Below are 15,367 nucleotides of genomic sequence, written 5' to 3' on the forward strand. Positions count from 1 at the left end.
TATCTTGCCGCCGGACCGTGGACCGGCCTGCCGGGCACTTGCGCGGAGTTCAATTGTTGACATCGGTCAGCATCATCATTCCAGCACACAACGCGTCGGCAACCGTTGCAGACACGTTGGCAACCTTGCGCTCGGAAGCCGAGATCATCGGCGAAGTGATACTGGTCGACGATTCCTCGACGGACAACACGGCGGCCGTGGCCGCGGACGCAGCCTCGCGGCTGGCGCTGCCGTTCCGGATCATCCGGTCCAATTGTCGAGACGCGGGCGGCTCCCGCAATCTTGCGCTGGCCGAGGCGCGCTTCCCCTGGATTTACATGATCGACGCCGACGATCTGCATATCGAGGGTGGGTTGCGGACGCTGCTGTCCAAGACCAGGACCAAGCCAGGCGCCGACATGGTGGTCGGCGCCTACCGCCGGCGGACCGATGGCCGGGACCGACAGTTCAAAACGCCGGCCGGCTACATGACTGCCGGGCTCGCCAATGCCTCCGCCTATGTGGAAGGCAGGATACGGTCGATTGCCGTCGGCAGCGCGCTGGTGTCGCGGCATACGGTCGGCGACACGCGCTTCCCGACCGGTCTTGCCTACGACGAGGACACATTGTTCTGGGCGCGGGTTATGCGCAAGGCATCGCTCGCGGTCGTAAGGCAACCGATCATGGTCTACTTCGTATCGTCGGACCGTTCGGATGACCGCTTCGCGATAAAGCCTGCGCGACGCTTCCTCGAATGGCGCCTGGCGTTGCGCGAACTCGCCGACTGCGGCATTGCGAAATCGTCGTTGAAAGCGAGGGAAGGGCTTGTGGCGCTCAAGATCGCCCGCGTACACTACGCTCGCGGCGATCTCGAAACGGCGGCAAAATTCCTGGCGGTTGCCGAAGCGGCGCCCAAGGTTTCCACCGACATCTGGCGCTGCATGCGCTACCGGCTCAAAATCGCGGCGCGGCGCCGGTTCCCGGCCCATCGCGTCCAACTGCAAAGTGCCTGATGGCCGACGGGCCGGAACTTGCAGTCGTGGTGATAGGTTTTCGGGCTCCGACCGATCTGGTCGCGGCGGTCAGGTCGGTGCTCGGCCAGAACATCCCGCTCGAGGTGGTGGTCGTGAATTCCGGCGGCGGGAATGCCCAGGCGCTTCTGGCCAATGCCGGACTCGACGTGCCAGTCATCGAGTGCGAAGAAAGGCTCTTTGCCGGGGCCGCGAGAAATCGCGGCATAGCGGCGACGAAAGCTCCTTTCATCGCCTTTCTCGCGGATGATTGCCTGGCATGCCCGCGATGGGCAGAGGTCCGGCTGCGCCATCACCGGGAAGGCGTCGCGGCCGTGGCAAGCGCCATCGCCAACAGTCATCCGCGCAATCTGGTCGCGTGCGCGGCCCATCTCGTTACCTATATGCGGCGCCTGCCAGGTCTTCCCGCTCATAAGGCACTTCGCTACGGCGTTTCTTTCGACCGAAAATTGTTCGATCGGTATGGCCTGTTCGACGAACAAATGGCGACGGGAGAAGACACGGAATTCCTGGAAAGGCTGCCGAAGGCGGTCGTGCCGCTATGGGAGCCGGCGGTGCTTACCGTCCATCGCAACGAGACACGGCTGATCCGAGTGATTGTCGACCAGTATCTGCGCGGATACCGATATGGGACCTACCTCAAATCCGTTGGACACCGAAAGCCATTGCGGATTTTCAAAGGGGTGTTTCGGGACCGGCGCAATGTCGGCAAGTTCGCAAAAGAAGGCCTGGCCGAAGAGGATAGACGTTTCGCGATGTTATCGCTGCCGATCGTATGGGCGGCATTGTTCGCAAAATCGCTGGGGGCAGCCGTCGGCGTAACGCATGGCGATAGGACAGGCACGCGGCCATGATCACCATGGAGATGAAGCAGCCGCGCCGGCGGCGCGGTCGATGGCTTTGGTCGCGGCAAAGGATCGTCGCCATTTTCAGCTATCGCTACGATGCGCATCTGGTGCCAGACCTCCTCGCCAATCTCGACGCAATCGTCGATGGCTGGATCGCCTATGACGATCGCTCGGCGGATGCGGTCTTCAGCAATGAACCGCAGAGGCGGCGCGCGCTTGTTGCCGCGGCCTATGAGGCGGGTGCCGATTGGCTTCTGGCAATCGATCCGGACGAAAGGCTGGAAGATGCCGTGGCAAGCCGGATAGGCCAACTGACCAGCGGGTCCAGGCGCAATGCCTGGGGATTTCGCCTAAGGGAGATGTATACGCCGGCAAGCTATCGCATCGACGGCGTCTGGGGCCAAAAGATGCAGCACAGGCTTTTCCCCGCCTATCACCCGGATCTGAGCCGGTCGCAAGGGCTGCATGAGGCCTGGTTCCCCGAAGATCTGCGCTTCAAGCTTCGGGACAGCGGCCTTAACCTTTATCATTTGAAGATGATCGAGCCGAAACGGCGCGTGGCACGTCGCGACCTCTACAATCATCTCGATCCGGAGCAACGTTTGCAGCAGATCGGCTACGACTATCTGACGGACGAGTCGGGAGCGGTTCTGGAAGCGATACCGGCCGGGCGAGACTACTTTCCCACCCATGTCGACGACGGCAGGCTTTGGATGGCTGAGGTGTCCGCCGACCGGCGGAGCTGAAGGACGCCCTCTGGGGACGGCGGAACCAGCCGCTGTCGCGCGGCTTATCTACGGACCAGTTCCGTGGAGTTACCATGCTGCAACGAGCACAATCGTCCTTCGGCCGCCTGGCGGGTGGTCTGGAAATACAAGGGAACGGCGCGCAGAGTTCCGCCGAGCGCGCCGCGCTCAGCTATGTCAGCGATGCCGATCCGGGCATCCGGCGCCTGAGAAAAGGCAAGGGATTTTCCTATGTCGGCCCGAACGGGAGTGCGGTCACCGCGGCCACCCTTGACCGTATCAAGGCGATCGTCATTCCGCCCGCGTGGACGGATGTATGGATCTCGCCCGACCCGAACGGCCATATCCAGGCGACCGGCCGGGATCAGCGCGGACGCAAGCAGTACCGCTATCATCCGCAGTGGACCGAGGAACGGGACGGCGTCAAATACTCCAGCCTCGTTGCTTTCGCGCAAAGCCTGCCCTCCTTGAGGCGCCAGGTCGATGCCGACCTGCGCCGTCATGGACTTCCGCTGGAGCGCGTTGTCGCCTCTGTCGTCTGGCTGCTCGACAACACCATGATCCGTGTCGGCAATGCCGCCTATGCCCGCGACAACAAGAGTTTCGGCCTGACCACGCTGCGCGACCGCCATGTCGAAATCACCGGTTCCAGCCTGCGCTTCTCCTTCACGGGCAAGTCCGGCAAGGAATGGAAGCTGAAGCTCGTCGACCAACGCATCGCCAAAATCGTGCGCGGCGCGCAGGACCTGCCTGGCCAGAAGCTGTTTCAGTATCTTGATGACGAGGGAACACGCCGGCCGCTGCGGTCGGAGGACGTCAATCGCTATATTCGCGAGGCATCTGGCCCGGAGTTCAGCTCCAAGCATTTTCGCACCTGGGGCGGCACCATCCATGCGGCATCCCTGTTCGCGCAGGCGGAGTTGCCCGAGAGCATGACCCAGAAAAACCGCGTGATGAACAGTATCGTCGACAAGGTCGCCGAACGACTCGGCAATACGCGAGCCGTCTGCCGCCGGTGCTATATCCATCCGCTCGTCTTCGAGGCGTGGGCCGAAGGGAAGCTGCTCGGCGAAATGGCCGAAGCCAACAAACGAAAGCGCCTTATACCGGGCCTCGACGAGGAGGAGACGCTGGTGCTGAGATGGCTGCAGGCGCGCGAAGCCTGACCACCAGGAGGATAGCGTAAACCCTCGATAGCCCTACAACTTTTTTGTCGACCTTGTGTCGGGAAGGGTCCTACTGTTGCGTCCTTTGATACGGAAAGGACGCACCATGCTCTATGCCATTCTCTGCTACGCCTCCGAAGACGTGGTCTGCTCCTGGAGCAAGGAACAGGACGAGGAGGTCATGGCAAAGCTCCTCAACGTACAGGACAAATACGCCAGGGCAGGCCGGCTGGGGCCGGTGGCGCGCCTGCTGCCGACCACAGCCGCGACGACGCTTCGCAAGGTCAAGGGCGAATCGGTGGTGCTCGACGGCCCGTTCGCCGAGACCAAGGAGCAGTTCCTCGGCTTCTACACGCTCGAATGCAATCACCTGGACGAAGCCGTCGAGTTCGCCCGCGAACTCTCCGAGGTCAATCCGAGCGGTGGTTCCTACGAGATCAGGCCGATCTCGGTCTTCAATCCGACAAAGGTTCCCGCATGACCGAGCTTGCCTGGATCAGCAACGCGATCAGCACCGCCCGTCCGCAGGCGATGGGCGCGCTGCTGCGCTATTTCCGCGACCTCGACGCCGCGGAAGAAGCTTTCCAGGATGCATGCCTGAGGGCGCTGAAGAACTGGCCGAAAAACGGGCCGCCGCGCGATCCGGCGGCCTGGCTGATCTTCGTCGGCCGCAACAGCGGCATCGACGCGGTGCGCAAGCGCGCCAAGCAGGCGCCGATGCCGGAAGAGGACCAGATCTCCGATCTCGAGGATGCCGAAGGCGATATGGCCGAGCGGCTGGACGGCGCGCATTATCGCGACGATATCCTGCGGCTCCTGTTCATCTGCTGCCATCCGGACCTGCCGGCGACGCAGCAGATCGCGGTCGCGCTGCGCATCGTCTCCGGCCTGACCGTCAAGCAGATCGCGCGCGCCTTTCTCGTCGGCGAGAGCGCCATGGAGCAGCGCATCACCCGGGCCAAGGCGCGCATCGCCGATGCCGGCGTGCCGTTCGAGACGCCAGGCGCGGTCGAGCGTTCCGAGCGCTTGGCGGCGGTCGCGGCCATGATCTATCTGATCTTCAACGAGGGCTATTCGACCAATGGCGGCGAGGCGCCGGCCCGCGCGCCGCTTTGCGAGGAGGCGATCCGGCTCGCCCGGCTGCTGCTCAGGCTGTTTCAGCAGGAACCGGAGATCATGGGGCTGACGGCGCTGCTGCTTCTCCAGCATGCACGCGCGCCGGCGCGCTTCGACGCGCATGGCGAGATCGTGCTGCTCGAGGATCAGGACCGGTCGCTCTGGAGCCGCAAGATGATCGACGAGGGCCTGGCGCTGGTCGACAAGGCGCTGCGTCATCGCAAGCCTGGCCCATACCAGGTGCAAGCGGCGATCGCGGCATTGCATGCGCGGGCGGCAACACCCGAGGATACGGACTGGACCGAGATCGACCTGCTCTACGGCTTGCTCGAGCAGATGCAGCCGTCGCCGGTAGTGACGCTGAACCGCGCGGTCGCGGTGAGCAAGGTGCGCGGCCCCGAAGCGGCGCTGGCAATGATCGAGCCGCTGGAAGATCGGCTGGCAGGCTATTTCCACTTCTTCGGCCTGAAGGGCGGCCTGCTGATGCAGCTTGGCCGCAGCGAGGAGGCGCGCGTGGCCTTCGACCGCGCGATCGCTTTAGCCAACACCGCCGCCGAAGCCGCTCATATCCGCATGCATATCGACCGGCTGATCAAGCAAAGCACCGAGACGTCGCAGGCCAAGAAGGCGCGCTGATCCCATTTTCACTGCTGGCCCAATTTTGCGCGCCGGGGTTGGACCATCCCGGGGTGGCGGTTTTTCCCTGAAACGAGTAATGCCACGCCATGAAAGCGCCGTCGTGCCTCAGGGCGCCGACAAGACGTGGCGCAAGGCTTCGACGCTCGCCATATCCAAGGCGAGATCTGAAAAGGAACAAACATGACGATTGCGAAGGAAACGGCCTCACTTCTGGAGAAACTTGGCGTCGCCAAGGATGCACTTTCCGGCGGCGACCTCATCGTGCGCAGCCCGGTGACGGGCGAGCAGATCGCGGCACTGAAGTCGATCTCGGCGGTCGATGCCGGCAAGGCTATCGATGCCGCGCACAAGGCCTTCCACGCCTGGCGGCTGGTGCCGGGGCCGAAGCGGGGCGAGCTGGTGCGCCTGCTCGGCGAGGAGTTGCGTGCTCACAAGGCGGAGCTCGGCCGGCTGGTGTCGATCGAGGTCGGCAAGATCCCGTCCGAGGGTCTCGGTGAAGTGCAGGAGATGATCGACATCTGCGATTTCGCGGTCGGTCTTTCCCGCCAGCTCTACGGCCTGACCATCGCCACCGAGCGCCCTGGACATCGCATGATGGAAACCTGGCATCCGCTCGGCGTCGTCGGCGTGATCTCGGCCTTCAACTTCCCCGTCGCGGTGTGGTCGTGGAACGCGGCACTTGCACTCGTGTGCGGTGACGCGGTGGTGTGGAAGCCGTCGGAAAAGACGCCGCTGACGGCGCTTGCCTGCGAGGCGATCTTCGAGCGCGCCGCCAGGCGTTTCGGCGCCGATGCGCCGGAAGGCCTGCTCCAGGTGCTGATCGGCGACCGCGCCGTCGGCGAGGTGCTGGTCGACCATCCGAAGGTGCCGCTGGTCTCGGCCACGGGCTCGACCCGCATGGGCCGCGAGGTCGGTCCGCGGCTGGCCAAGCGTTTTGCACGCGCGGTGCTCGAGCTCGGCGGCAACAATGCCGGCATCGTCTGCCCGAGCGCCGATCTCGACATGGCGCTGCGCGCCATTGCGTTCGGCGCCATGGGCACCGCCGGCCAGCGCTGCACGACGCTCAGGCGGTTGTTCGTGCACGAGAGCGTCTATGACGCGCTGCTGCCGCGCCTGAAGAAGGCCTATCAGAGCGTTTCGGTCGGCAATCCGCTGGAGACCTCGGCGCTGGTCGGTCCGCTGATCGACAAGGCCGCCTTCGACAATATGCAGAAGGCGTTGAACGAAGCGGAAGCGCATGGCGGCAAGGTGACCGGGGGCAAGCGGTTCGAGAACGGCCATCCCGATGCCTACTATGTGCATCCGGCGCTCGTCGAAATGCCAAAGCAGGTTTCGCCGGTGACGGAAGAAACCTTCGCGCCGATCCTCTATGTGATGAAATATGCCGATTTCGACGAGGCGCTCGACCTGCACAACGCGGTCGGCGCCGGCCTGTCGTCCTCGATCTTCACCCGCGACCTGCAGGAATCGGAGCGCTTTCTCGGCGTCGACGGTTCGGACTGCGGCATCGCCAATGTCAATATCGGCACGTCGGGCGCCGAGATCGGCGGCGCATTCGGCGGCGAGAAGGAAACCGGCGGCGGCCGCGAGAGCGGCTCGGATGCCTGGAAGGCCTATATGAGGCGCGCCACCAACACGGTGAACTTCTCGAAGGCCCTGCCCTTGGCGCAAGGCGTATCCTTCGACATCGACTGAGGACATAGAGCGGTTCACCGTTTCACGGAAACGGCAAACCGCCCTATCTCTTTGATTTGACAATTCCGGACGGAAAACCGTTTCACAATATCCTGGAATTGCTCTGAGCGCCGCGTCATCGTCGAAGCGGCTCAACGGCGCGTCTCTTTGCGCGCCGTCACGGCAAGCTCGGAGCAGGCGCCGCGGCGCTCAGCCTTCGCTCGCGCCGGAAAAACTCGCCTCGAAGGCTGCGTCGACGATGGCGAGCTTGGCTGCCTGAACGGCCATGTACTCGTCGAAGAACTGCCGCGACACCCACATGACGGAATGTCCGCGCTGGCCGACCCAGCCGATGCTGCCGAGCGCCTCGGCGTCGCGGAGCTTGCGCGCCAGATGCGTGCGCGACAGCTTCAGCCAATGCGCAAATTCGCTGATCGAGATGACGCCGGTCGGAATCTTCTCGAGGCTGGCGTCCTCCGGATCGATACCCGACATCAGCCAGTCCATGACGATGCCGCCGTTGTTGAGCCAGATGAACAACGAGAAGGTTTGCTGGGGTTCCCGCACCGGAATGGATGCGAGCAATCCGTCGCAGATCAATGGCTGCAGCTTGGCCAGCATATCGGGGTGTTCGAGGAAAATCGTCAGCCGGGCTCCGCCATCGATGCGGTCGAGCGTTCGCAAATGGGCATGGATCCAGCCGGTAAAGGTCTCGATGGTGGCCGCGGTCACCCGCAAGGGATGAGCTCGGCCATCGCCACGCGACGAAATGTATTCGGCGACGTTGTAATGGAGCATTTCCTTGACGAACGCTTCGGCGGTGTTGCGGCTGGCAACTGAATTGCGGCGCACGACCTCGATGAAACGCGCTACGGTCATTTCGGTGCGGCGGTCATCGGGGTCGCGCCTGAAATGCAGCGCAAGTCCGACATGGCCGAGCAGCCAGCGCTGCTGGGTGGCAAAAACGGCGGCAAGGCGCGGGCTGGTTTCGTAGATATGGATGAGCGCGCGCGACTGCTCCTTGACACCGCGCAGAGCTGCCGGATGACTGGCGATTTCTTCGGCGCTCAAGGGCATTTCCTGCGGCACTCCATTCGATTCCAAGCAACGACGAAAGAAGATTCCCCGCCTTCGACGGTCGTGTCCAGTTGCCCATTGGAACAACGGCTGATGTTTCGGCGCGTTCTTGCTAACCCTTTGCATCGATTCGAAAAACCCGGATAATAATTCGCTCGACGGTCTAGCGTTCAATGGGCGGTCTCTTCGCCGAATCGGCGAAGGAGCATCGACGGTTGGGCTTCGTGGCGTGGACAGGTCGGCAACGTCCAAAACCGGTCTTTGCAACCTGCTGGCGGCGACCTATCCTGGCGACTTGAAATCCGTTGCCGCGCCGAGTGAAGCCATGCCGAGAACGATCCGGACGCTGACCGCCAGCGAGGTGGAAAAGCTCGTCGAGTGGGCGGCGAGGGAGGGATGGAATCCGGGCATCGACGATGCCGCCGCGCTCAGGGCTGCCGATCCTGAAGGGTTCATCGGCGCCTTCGTCACCGGCGAGATGGTGGCCGGCATCTCGACCGTCGCCTATGGCGCGGAGTTCGGTTTCATCGGCCTCTATATCTGCCGGCCCGATCGGCGCGGTGAAGGCCATGGCAAGGCGGTCTGGGATGCCGGCATGGCTCGGCTCGGCGACCGCATTGTCGGCCTCGACGGCGTAGCCGAGCAGCGCGCCAACTACCAACACAAAGGCTTCGTGCCGGCTTATGAGACCGTCCGCTTCAGCGGTCGTCCGGCCCGACTGACCGGGGGTCGGGAAATCCGGTCCGTTGCCGCCGCCGAGACAGCCGAGATCCTGGCCTATGACCGCCAGTGCTTCCCGGCGCCTCGGGAGGCCTTCCTGCGGGCATGGCTGCGGCCGCCCCGGATCGCGATGATGTCCACTGGCTCGGCCGGCCTTGCCGGCTACGGCGTGGCGCGCCGATGCCGCGAAGGTTTCAAGATCGGTCCGCTGTTCGCGGACGACATGGAGACAGCCCTGGCTTTGATGGCGGAACTGACGGGAAGGACGGCAGGCGAGGCGCTGCATATCGACGTGCCGGCCACCCAGATCGGCTTCACCGCCGTGCTTCAGGCTGTCGGCATGGTCCCCGGATTCACGACAACCCGCATGTATCGGGGCGGCAAACCAGGCAATGTGCCGTCGAAGGTTTTCGGCATCACGACGCTGGAGCTGGGGTGATCGCGAAGCGAATGGCTTCGGTGCTGTGATCATTGTTTGTCCGGCGTGGCGCATGCGAGATGTCTCTCCGACGTGGTTCGGATGCCGGACTGTGTCTCGCCGCAACGCTCATCGCACAGCGGAGGTTATCGAATGGCTGCAAGAACCGTCTTGATCGCGGGCGGCGCCGGGGGCATGGGTCTTGCGACGGGACTGCGCCTTGCGGCTGACGGTGAGCGGATCGTGCTCGCCGACCTTCCCGGCGCGAAACTCGACGAGGCCGTGTCAAGGATTGCCGCGACCGGTGCGAACGCGATCGGTCTGCCGCTCGACATCCGTTCCGTCGCTGCCTGCCGAGAGGTTGTGAACAAGGCCCGCGAATGGGGAGGCGGCCTGGACATTCTCGTCAACGCCGCCGGCGTCTGGCTCGAGGGAGCGGCAAGCGAGGTCCGCGAAGAGCAATGGGACCTGGTGCTGGACGTCAATCTCAAAGGTGCCTTCTTCCTGATCTCGGCCGCCATTCCGCACCTGTCGGCGGCGCAGGGCGTTATCATCAATATCGCCTCCGACGCGGGCATCGTTGGCAACAGCGGCGCGGCGGTCTATTGCGCCTCCAAAGGCGGGCTGGTGCTGCTGACCAAGGCTCTCGCCCTGGAGCTTGCGCCGCACGGCATCAGGGTCAACGCCGTCTGTCCTGGCGACACGGCGACGCCAATGATCGAGTATCAGGCAAGGACCTATGGCGGAGATGACCCGGACGGCTACAAGCGCAGGCTCCTTGGGCAATACCCGCAAGGGGAAAGAGCACGGTTCATCTGCGTGGAAGAGATCGCCTCCTTCATCCATTATCTTTGCCAGCCCGGCGCGGCGCCGATCACCGGGGCCGCGCTTTCGATCGATTTCGGCATCAGCGCCGGATACTGACTCGCGGCATTGGCGTCATCGCCTTGGAGGGCTCATGACCACGTTTCGCAAATCCCGCACGGCGCTGGTGACCGGCGCGGGCGCCGCCGACGGCATCGGCGTCGCGGTGGCGCGCGCACTCGGCCACGCCGGGCTTGCGGTCGCGATCACCGCCTCGTCGCATCGCGTCGAGCAGCGCGCTGAAGAGCTGCGGGCGGAGGGGCTCGACGTTCGTGCGGTGATGGCCGATCTGACGCGTGCAGCGGATGTCGAGCGGCTCTGCTCGGAGGTCGGCGAGATCGATATCCTCGTCAACAATGCCGGGATGGGAACGGTCGCTCAGCCGGCGCTGCAGCGGCGATTTCTCGATCTCAGCGAAAGCGACTGGGACCGCGGCATCGATGTCAGCCTGAAGACCACATTCCTTGCCACACGCGCATTTCTGGCCGGCATGGTAGAGCGCGGTCATGGACGCGTGGTGAACATGGCCTCGGTCACCGGCCCTTACGTCTCCAACGAAGGCGAGGCCCCTTACTCCGCCGCCAAGGCAGGCATGGTCGGGCTGACGCATGCGCTTGCGCTGGAGGTCGGCCGCAGCGGCGTCACCGTCAACGCCGTGGCGCCGGGCTGGATCGCGACGGGCGCCTCGACCCCGGAAGAACTCCTCGCGGCGCAAAACACGCCGCTTGGACGCGCCGGCACTCCGGAGGAGGTCGCCGCGGCTGTGCTGTTCTTGGCGTCCGACGGCGCCAGCTATGTCAACGGAGCCGTCATCGTCGTGGATGGCGGCAACATCCTTCAGGAGCGCAAGGGCTGACCGCCAAGGTCAACCCGTCGGCCGCCGCCATCGGCCGCTACTTGTTCGTGTCGGCAATCGCGTCCGGCACCACCACCAGCTTGCCGACGAAGTCCTTGGCCATGAAGTCGGTCTGGGCGCGTTGGAAGTCCGACAGCTTGTAGACGCCGCCGACCAGCGGGCGGATCTTCTTCTCCTCGACGTAGCGCACGATGCGGCGGAAATCGGCCCTGGTGCCCTGGCTCGAGCCGTGCAGCTGAAGCTGCTTGAGATACATGGTGCGCAGGTCCAACTGCACCACCGGCCCCGCGATGGCGCCTGCGGTGGTGTAGCGTCCCTCGGGCCGCAGGATGCGCAGCAGATCATTGAAAATGGCGCCGCCGACAAGGTCGGCGACCACGTCGATGGGTTGGCCAGCGGTCGCTTCGTTGACGGCGGCAGGCAGGTCGGCCACGCCGCGCGTGACCACTTTCTCGGCGCCGATGTCGAGCACCGCTTGCTCCTTGCCCTTGCCGACCACGGCATAGGGAATGGCGCCCCGCGCCCGCGCCAGCTGCACGATGCCGGAGCCGACACCGCCGGAGGCGCCGGTGACCAGCACCCGTTCGCCGGCCTTCAAGCCTGCACGTTCCAGCATCTGCTCGCCGGTGAGATAGGCGCAGCAGAAGGTGGCGAGCTCGACATCGCTCAAATCGGTATTGACGACATGCGCGTTCTCGGCCGGCAGCGCCTGGTATTCGGCATAGCCGCCGTCACGGCCGTGGCCCATATAGTCGATGTCGGCAAGCGAATCGTCGTCACGGTTGTAGATGGAGAAGTCGACCATGACGCGTTCGCCGATGCGCTCGGAGGGTACGCCGTCACCGACGGCGACGATGGTGCCCACCGTATCGGTGCCCTGGATGCGCGGAAAGGTCAGCGTGTTGCCTTGCCGGCGCCAGGTCGACACGGCGGCCGCGTCTTCCTCGGTGCCGTAGGCGCCCTGGCGCACCCAGACATCGGTGTTGTTCATGCCGCAGGCGCTGACCTTGACCAGCACCTCGCCGGCAGCCGGCGGCGGCACCTTCACATCGGTGCGATAGACGAGTTTTTCCAGGCCGCCGTGGCCGGTGAGTTGCACGGCGGCCATCGTGGCGGGGACGGTTCTGGTCATGGCATTCATGTCGGTCTGTTCCTTTGCTTTCACGCAACTCCGGACGGAAAACCGTTCACACCTTTCCTGGATTGCTTCAGAGGCTGGCAAACACGCTGTTCACGGCGTCGGCGGTCTTGGCGACGATGGTGTCGGCCTCCTCGCGCGTCAGGCAAAGCGGCGGCGCGAAGCCGAGGATGTCGCCCTGCGGCATGGCGCGGCCGATGACGCCGCTTGCCGCGAGCGTCGTGGCGATCTGCGGGCCCACTTTGAGCGCCGGATCGAAGAAGACGCGATCGTCGCGATCCCTGACGAACTCGACCGCAGCCAGCATGCCGTCGCCGCGGACCTCGCCGACGTTTCTGTGGCCGCCGACGGCCTTGGCCAGCTCGGCGCGGAAATAAGCGCCGGTCTCGCCGGCATTCCTCACCAGATCCATCTCGTCGATCAGTTCGAGATTGGCGACGCCCGCGGCGACGCAGATGGGATGCGCCGAATAGGTCCAGCCGTGGCCCAGCGAGCCCAGCTTGTCGGAACCCCTGACCAGCACCTGCCAGACCTTGTTGGAGACGATGACGCCGGAAAGCGGCGCATAGGCAGACGTCAGCCCCTTCGCGATGGTGATCAGGTCCGGCTTGATGCCGTAATGGTCGGAGCCGAACATGGTGCCGAGACGGCCGAAGCCGGTCACCACCTCGTCGGCGACAAGCAGCACGTCGTATTTGTTCAGCACCGCCTGGATCTTTTCCCAATAGCCGGCGGGCGGCGGCACGATGCCGCCGGTGCCGAGGATCGGCTCGCCGATAAAGGCCGCGACGGTGTCCGGGCCCTCGGCAAGGATCATCTCCTCGAGCTTGTCGGCGCAATATTGCGAAAACTGCTCCTCGCTCATCGAGCGGTCGGCGCGGCGGAAATAATAGGGGGCCTCGGTGTGCATGATCGGCGCGCGCGGCAGGTCGAAGGCGTTGTGGAACAGCTCGAGCCCGGTCAGCGATCCTGTCATGACGCCGGAGCCGTGGTAGCCGCGCCAGCGCGAGATGATCTTCTTCTTCTCCGGCCGGCCGAGAACGTTGTTGTAGTACCAGATCAGCTTGATGTTGGTCTCGTTGGCGTCGGAGCCGGAGAGGCCGAAATAGACCCTCGACATGCCCTTCGGCGCGCGGTCGATGATCATCTTGGCGAGCGTAATCGAGGCCTCGGTGCCGTGCCCGACATAGGCGTGATAATAAGCGAGGTTCTTGGCCTGATCGGCAATGGCATCGGCGATCTTGTGGCGGCCATAGCCGACATTGACGCAATAGAGCCCGGCAAAGGCATCGATGCTCTTCTTGCCGGTGTTGTCCCAGACGGTGACGCCTTCGCCGCCGGCCATGATGCGCGCCGGGGACTCGCCCCGCGCATGCGTGCCCATATGCGTCGAGGGATGGAAGAAGTGGTCGCGATCCCAGGCCGAAAGTTCGTTGGACTGTTCGAGCATCTTTTTTCTCCTTGCAGGGAATTCTTCCGGCGTGCGCTAGGCGACGTCCAGACAAAGGTATTTCAGATCGGTGAAAGCTTCGAGGCCATGGCGCGAGCCTTCGCGGCCGATGCCGGACTGCTTGACGCCGCCGAACGGGATCGGCGCGCCGGTGATCTTCACCCGGTTGATCGCGACCATACCGTATTCCAGCGCGCGACCCATGCGCGCCTGGCACGCGCCGTTCTCGGTCACGACATAGGCGACGAGACCATATTCGGTAGCGTTGGCGCGGGCGACGACTTCCGCTTCCTCGTCGAACGGGGTGACGGCGGCGACCGGGCCGAAGGTTTCCTCATGCATGATCAGCGCCTCGTCCGGCACATCGACGAGCAGCGTTGGCTGATAGAACAGCGGCCCGGCCGCATGGCGCTTGCCGCCGATGAGGCAGCGCGCGCCGCGAGCCAGCGCGTCTGCGACCTGCTCCTCCACCTTCTTGACGGCGCGCTCATGCATCAGCGGGCCGATATCGGCGTCGGGTGAAAGCCCGTTGCCGGTGCGCAGACGCTCGATGCGACGGGCGAGGGCGGCGCAGAAGCGGTCATAGATCTGGCGCTGCACATAGATGCGGTTGGCGGCAAGACAATCCTGGCCGGAGGTGGCGAATTTGGCGTCGAGGGCGATCGTCACCGCCTTTTCGATATCGGCATCACCGAAGACGATCAGCGGCGCATGGCCGCCGAGCTCCATGACCAGTCGCTTCATCGTCGGCGCGCTCTGCGCGGCAATCAGCCGGCCGACGTCGGTCGAACCGGTGAAGCTCATGGCGCGCACCCGGGCGTCAGCGCACATCGCGCCGACGATGGTGCGCGCATCCCCGGTGACAACGTTGAAGACGCCGGCGGGCAGGCCGGCACGCTCGCCGAGCTCGGCCAGCGCCAGCGCCGAAAGCGGCGTTTCCGAGGACGGATGCGCCACCACGGTGCAGCCGGCGGCAAGCGCCGCAGCGGCCTTGCGGGTGAGCATGGCCGACGGAAAGTTCCATGGGGTGACGACGCCGACGACGCCGAGCGGCTCGCGGCGAACGGTCATCTGAGCATTCGGCAAATGGCTGGTGACGCTTTCCGCATTGAGGCGCTTTGCTTCCTCGGCATACCACTCGACGAAGGAGGCGGCGTAGTCGATCTCGCCCAGCGATTCCTTTAGCGGCTTGCCCTGTTCAAGCGTCATCAGCAGCGCCAGGTCGTCCTTGGCGGCGACGATCAGCTCGAACCATTTTCGCAAGATTCCGGAGCGCTCCTGCGGCAGCGCGGAGCGCCAGGCCGGCAGGGCACGCGCTGCCGCGTCGACAGCCTCCGCCGTTTGGCTTGCGCCGAGGGCGGCAACGAAGGCGACTGTAGCGCCGGTGGCCGGATCGGTGACTGCGAAGCTCGCAGCCGAGTCGCCGGCGGTCCAATGGCCCCCGATATAGCCGAGATCGCGCAGCAGCCGGCGATCGGCGAGACGATCCAGTGCTTCGTGGCGGTGTGGGCGTGCAAAATGCGCGGACATCGTTTGTCTCCCGGTGCCAAGGCGATGCGGAGAGATTAGCCGCGCGACCGAGACAGAGAGGCTTTTTCGGCAGCCGCCAGGAGAGAGATTGTCTCCCATGGCCCGCCGGGCCAGA

At 64.5% G+C, this 15,367-nt stretch carries 14 protein-coding genes; 10 read left to right on the forward strand and 4 right to left on the reverse strand.

Features of this window, described 5'->3' with window-relative positions; translation table 11 throughout:
* Positions 1-56 precede the first annotated feature (56 nt).
* The 7 genes from A9K66_RS18040 to A9K66_RS18070 all read left to right on the forward strand — a co-directional run bounded on the left by A9K66_RS18040 (position 57) and on the right by A9K66_RS18070 (position 7,220).
* Entirely contained in the window at positions 57-992 is a 936-nt protein-coding gene (locus tag A9K66_RS18040; RefSeq protein ID WP_067326137.1) for a glycosyltransferase family 2 protein, read from the forward strand.
* The gene (locus A9K66_RS18045; RefSeq protein WP_067326139.1) at positions 992-1,864 is read left to right on the forward strand and encodes a glycosyltransferase; all 873 of its coding nucleotides are present in this window, start codon (positions 992-994) and stop codon (positions 1,862-1,864) included. The genes A9K66_RS18040 and A9K66_RS18045 overlap by 1 nt, the downstream gene beginning before the upstream one ends.
* Complete coding sequence (locus A9K66_RS18050; protein WP_067326142.1) at positions 1,861-2,604, forward strand: hypothetical protein; 744 nt, start codon at positions 1,861-1,863, stop codon at positions 2,602-2,604. The genes A9K66_RS18045 and A9K66_RS18050 overlap by 4 nt, the downstream gene beginning before the upstream one ends.
* Positions 2,605-2,678: 74 nt before the next feature.
* Complete coding sequence (locus A9K66_RS18055; protein ID WP_067326145.1) at positions 2,679-3,770, forward strand: DNA topoisomerase IB; 1,092 nt, start codon at positions 2,679-2,681, stop codon at positions 3,768-3,770.
* A gap of 106 nt (positions 3,771-3,876) precedes the next feature.
* Positions 3,877-4,251, forward strand: a complete 375-nt coding sequence (locus tag A9K66_RS18060) for a YciI family protein (protein WP_067002334.1) — start codon at positions 3,877-3,879, stop codon at positions 4,249-4,251.
* Positions 4,248-5,522 carry an RNA polymerase sigma factor gene (locus A9K66_RS18065; RefSeq protein ID WP_067326148.1) on the forward strand — a complete coding sequence of 425 codons (1,275 nt, stop codon included), beginning with the start codon at positions 4,248-4,250 and terminating at the stop codon, positions 5,520-5,522. Before A9K66_RS18060 ends, A9K66_RS18065 begins: the two co-directional genes overlap by 4 nt.
* A 183-nt stretch (positions 5,523-5,705) precedes the next feature.
* Positions 5,706-7,220, forward strand: a complete 1,515-nt coding sequence (locus tag A9K66_RS18070; RefSeq protein WP_067326151.1) for an aldehyde dehydrogenase family protein — start codon at positions 5,706-5,708, stop codon at positions 7,218-7,220.
* A 189-nt stretch (positions 7,221-7,409) separates the two neighbouring features.
* Here A9K66_RS18070 and A9K66_RS18075 read toward each other — a convergent pair whose 3' ends face one another.
* A complete protein-coding gene (locus A9K66_RS18075) occupies positions 7,410-8,276 on the reverse strand; it encodes a hypothetical protein (protein WP_067326155.1) in 867 nt (288 codons plus the stop codon).
* A gap of 325 nt (positions 8,277-8,601) precedes the next feature.
* Between A9K66_RS18075 and A9K66_RS18080 the strand changes: the two genes are divergently transcribed.
* The 3 genes from A9K66_RS18080 (at position 8,602) to A9K66_RS18090 (ending at position 11,134) form a co-directional block, all read left to right on the forward strand.
* Positions 8,602-9,435, forward strand: coding sequence for a GNAT family N-acetyltransferase (locus A9K66_RS18080; RefSeq protein WP_067327074.1), 834 nt, complete (start codon positions 8,602-8,604; stop codon positions 9,433-9,435).
* Positions 9,436-9,567: 132 nt separating this feature from the next.
* Complete coding sequence (locus A9K66_RS18085) at positions 9,568-10,338, forward strand: SDR family oxidoreductase (protein WP_067326158.1); 771 nt, start codon at positions 9,568-9,570, stop codon at positions 10,336-10,338.
* A 34-nt stretch (positions 10,339-10,372) separates the two neighbouring features.
* On the forward strand, positions 10,373-11,134 hold the full coding sequence (locus A9K66_RS18090) for an SDR family NAD(P)-dependent oxidoreductase (RefSeq protein WP_067326162.1): 762 nt from the start codon (positions 10,373-10,375) through the stop codon (positions 11,132-11,134).
* Positions 11,135-11,171: 37 nt separating this feature from the next.
* Here the strand turns inward: A9K66_RS18090 and A9K66_RS18095 are convergent, their stop codons facing one another.
* The 3 genes from A9K66_RS18095 to A9K66_RS18105 form a co-directional block, all read right to left on the reverse strand.
* Complete coding sequence (locus A9K66_RS18095; protein ID WP_067327078.1) at positions 11,172-12,275, reverse strand: alcohol dehydrogenase family protein; 1,104 nt, start codon at positions 12,273-12,275, stop codon at positions 11,172-11,174.
* Positions 12,276-12,342: 67 nt separating this feature from the next.
* The gene (locus A9K66_RS18100) at positions 12,343-13,722 is read right to left on the reverse strand and encodes an aspartate aminotransferase family protein (RefSeq protein ID WP_067326165.1); all 1,380 of its coding nucleotides are present in this window, start codon (positions 13,720-13,722) and stop codon (positions 12,343-12,345) included.
* 36 nt (positions 13,723-13,758) lie between these two features.
* A complete protein-coding gene (locus tag A9K66_RS18105; RefSeq protein WP_067326168.1) occupies positions 13,759-15,252 on the reverse strand; it encodes an NAD-dependent succinate-semialdehyde dehydrogenase in 1,494 nt (497 codons plus the stop codon).
* Positions 15,253-15,367 lie beyond the last annotated feature (115 nt).

This window comes from Mesorhizobium sp. AA23 (assembly GCF_001672435.1).
Classification (GTDB): Bacteria; Pseudomonadota; Alphaproteobacteria; order Rhizobiales; family Rhizobiaceae; genus Mesorhizobium.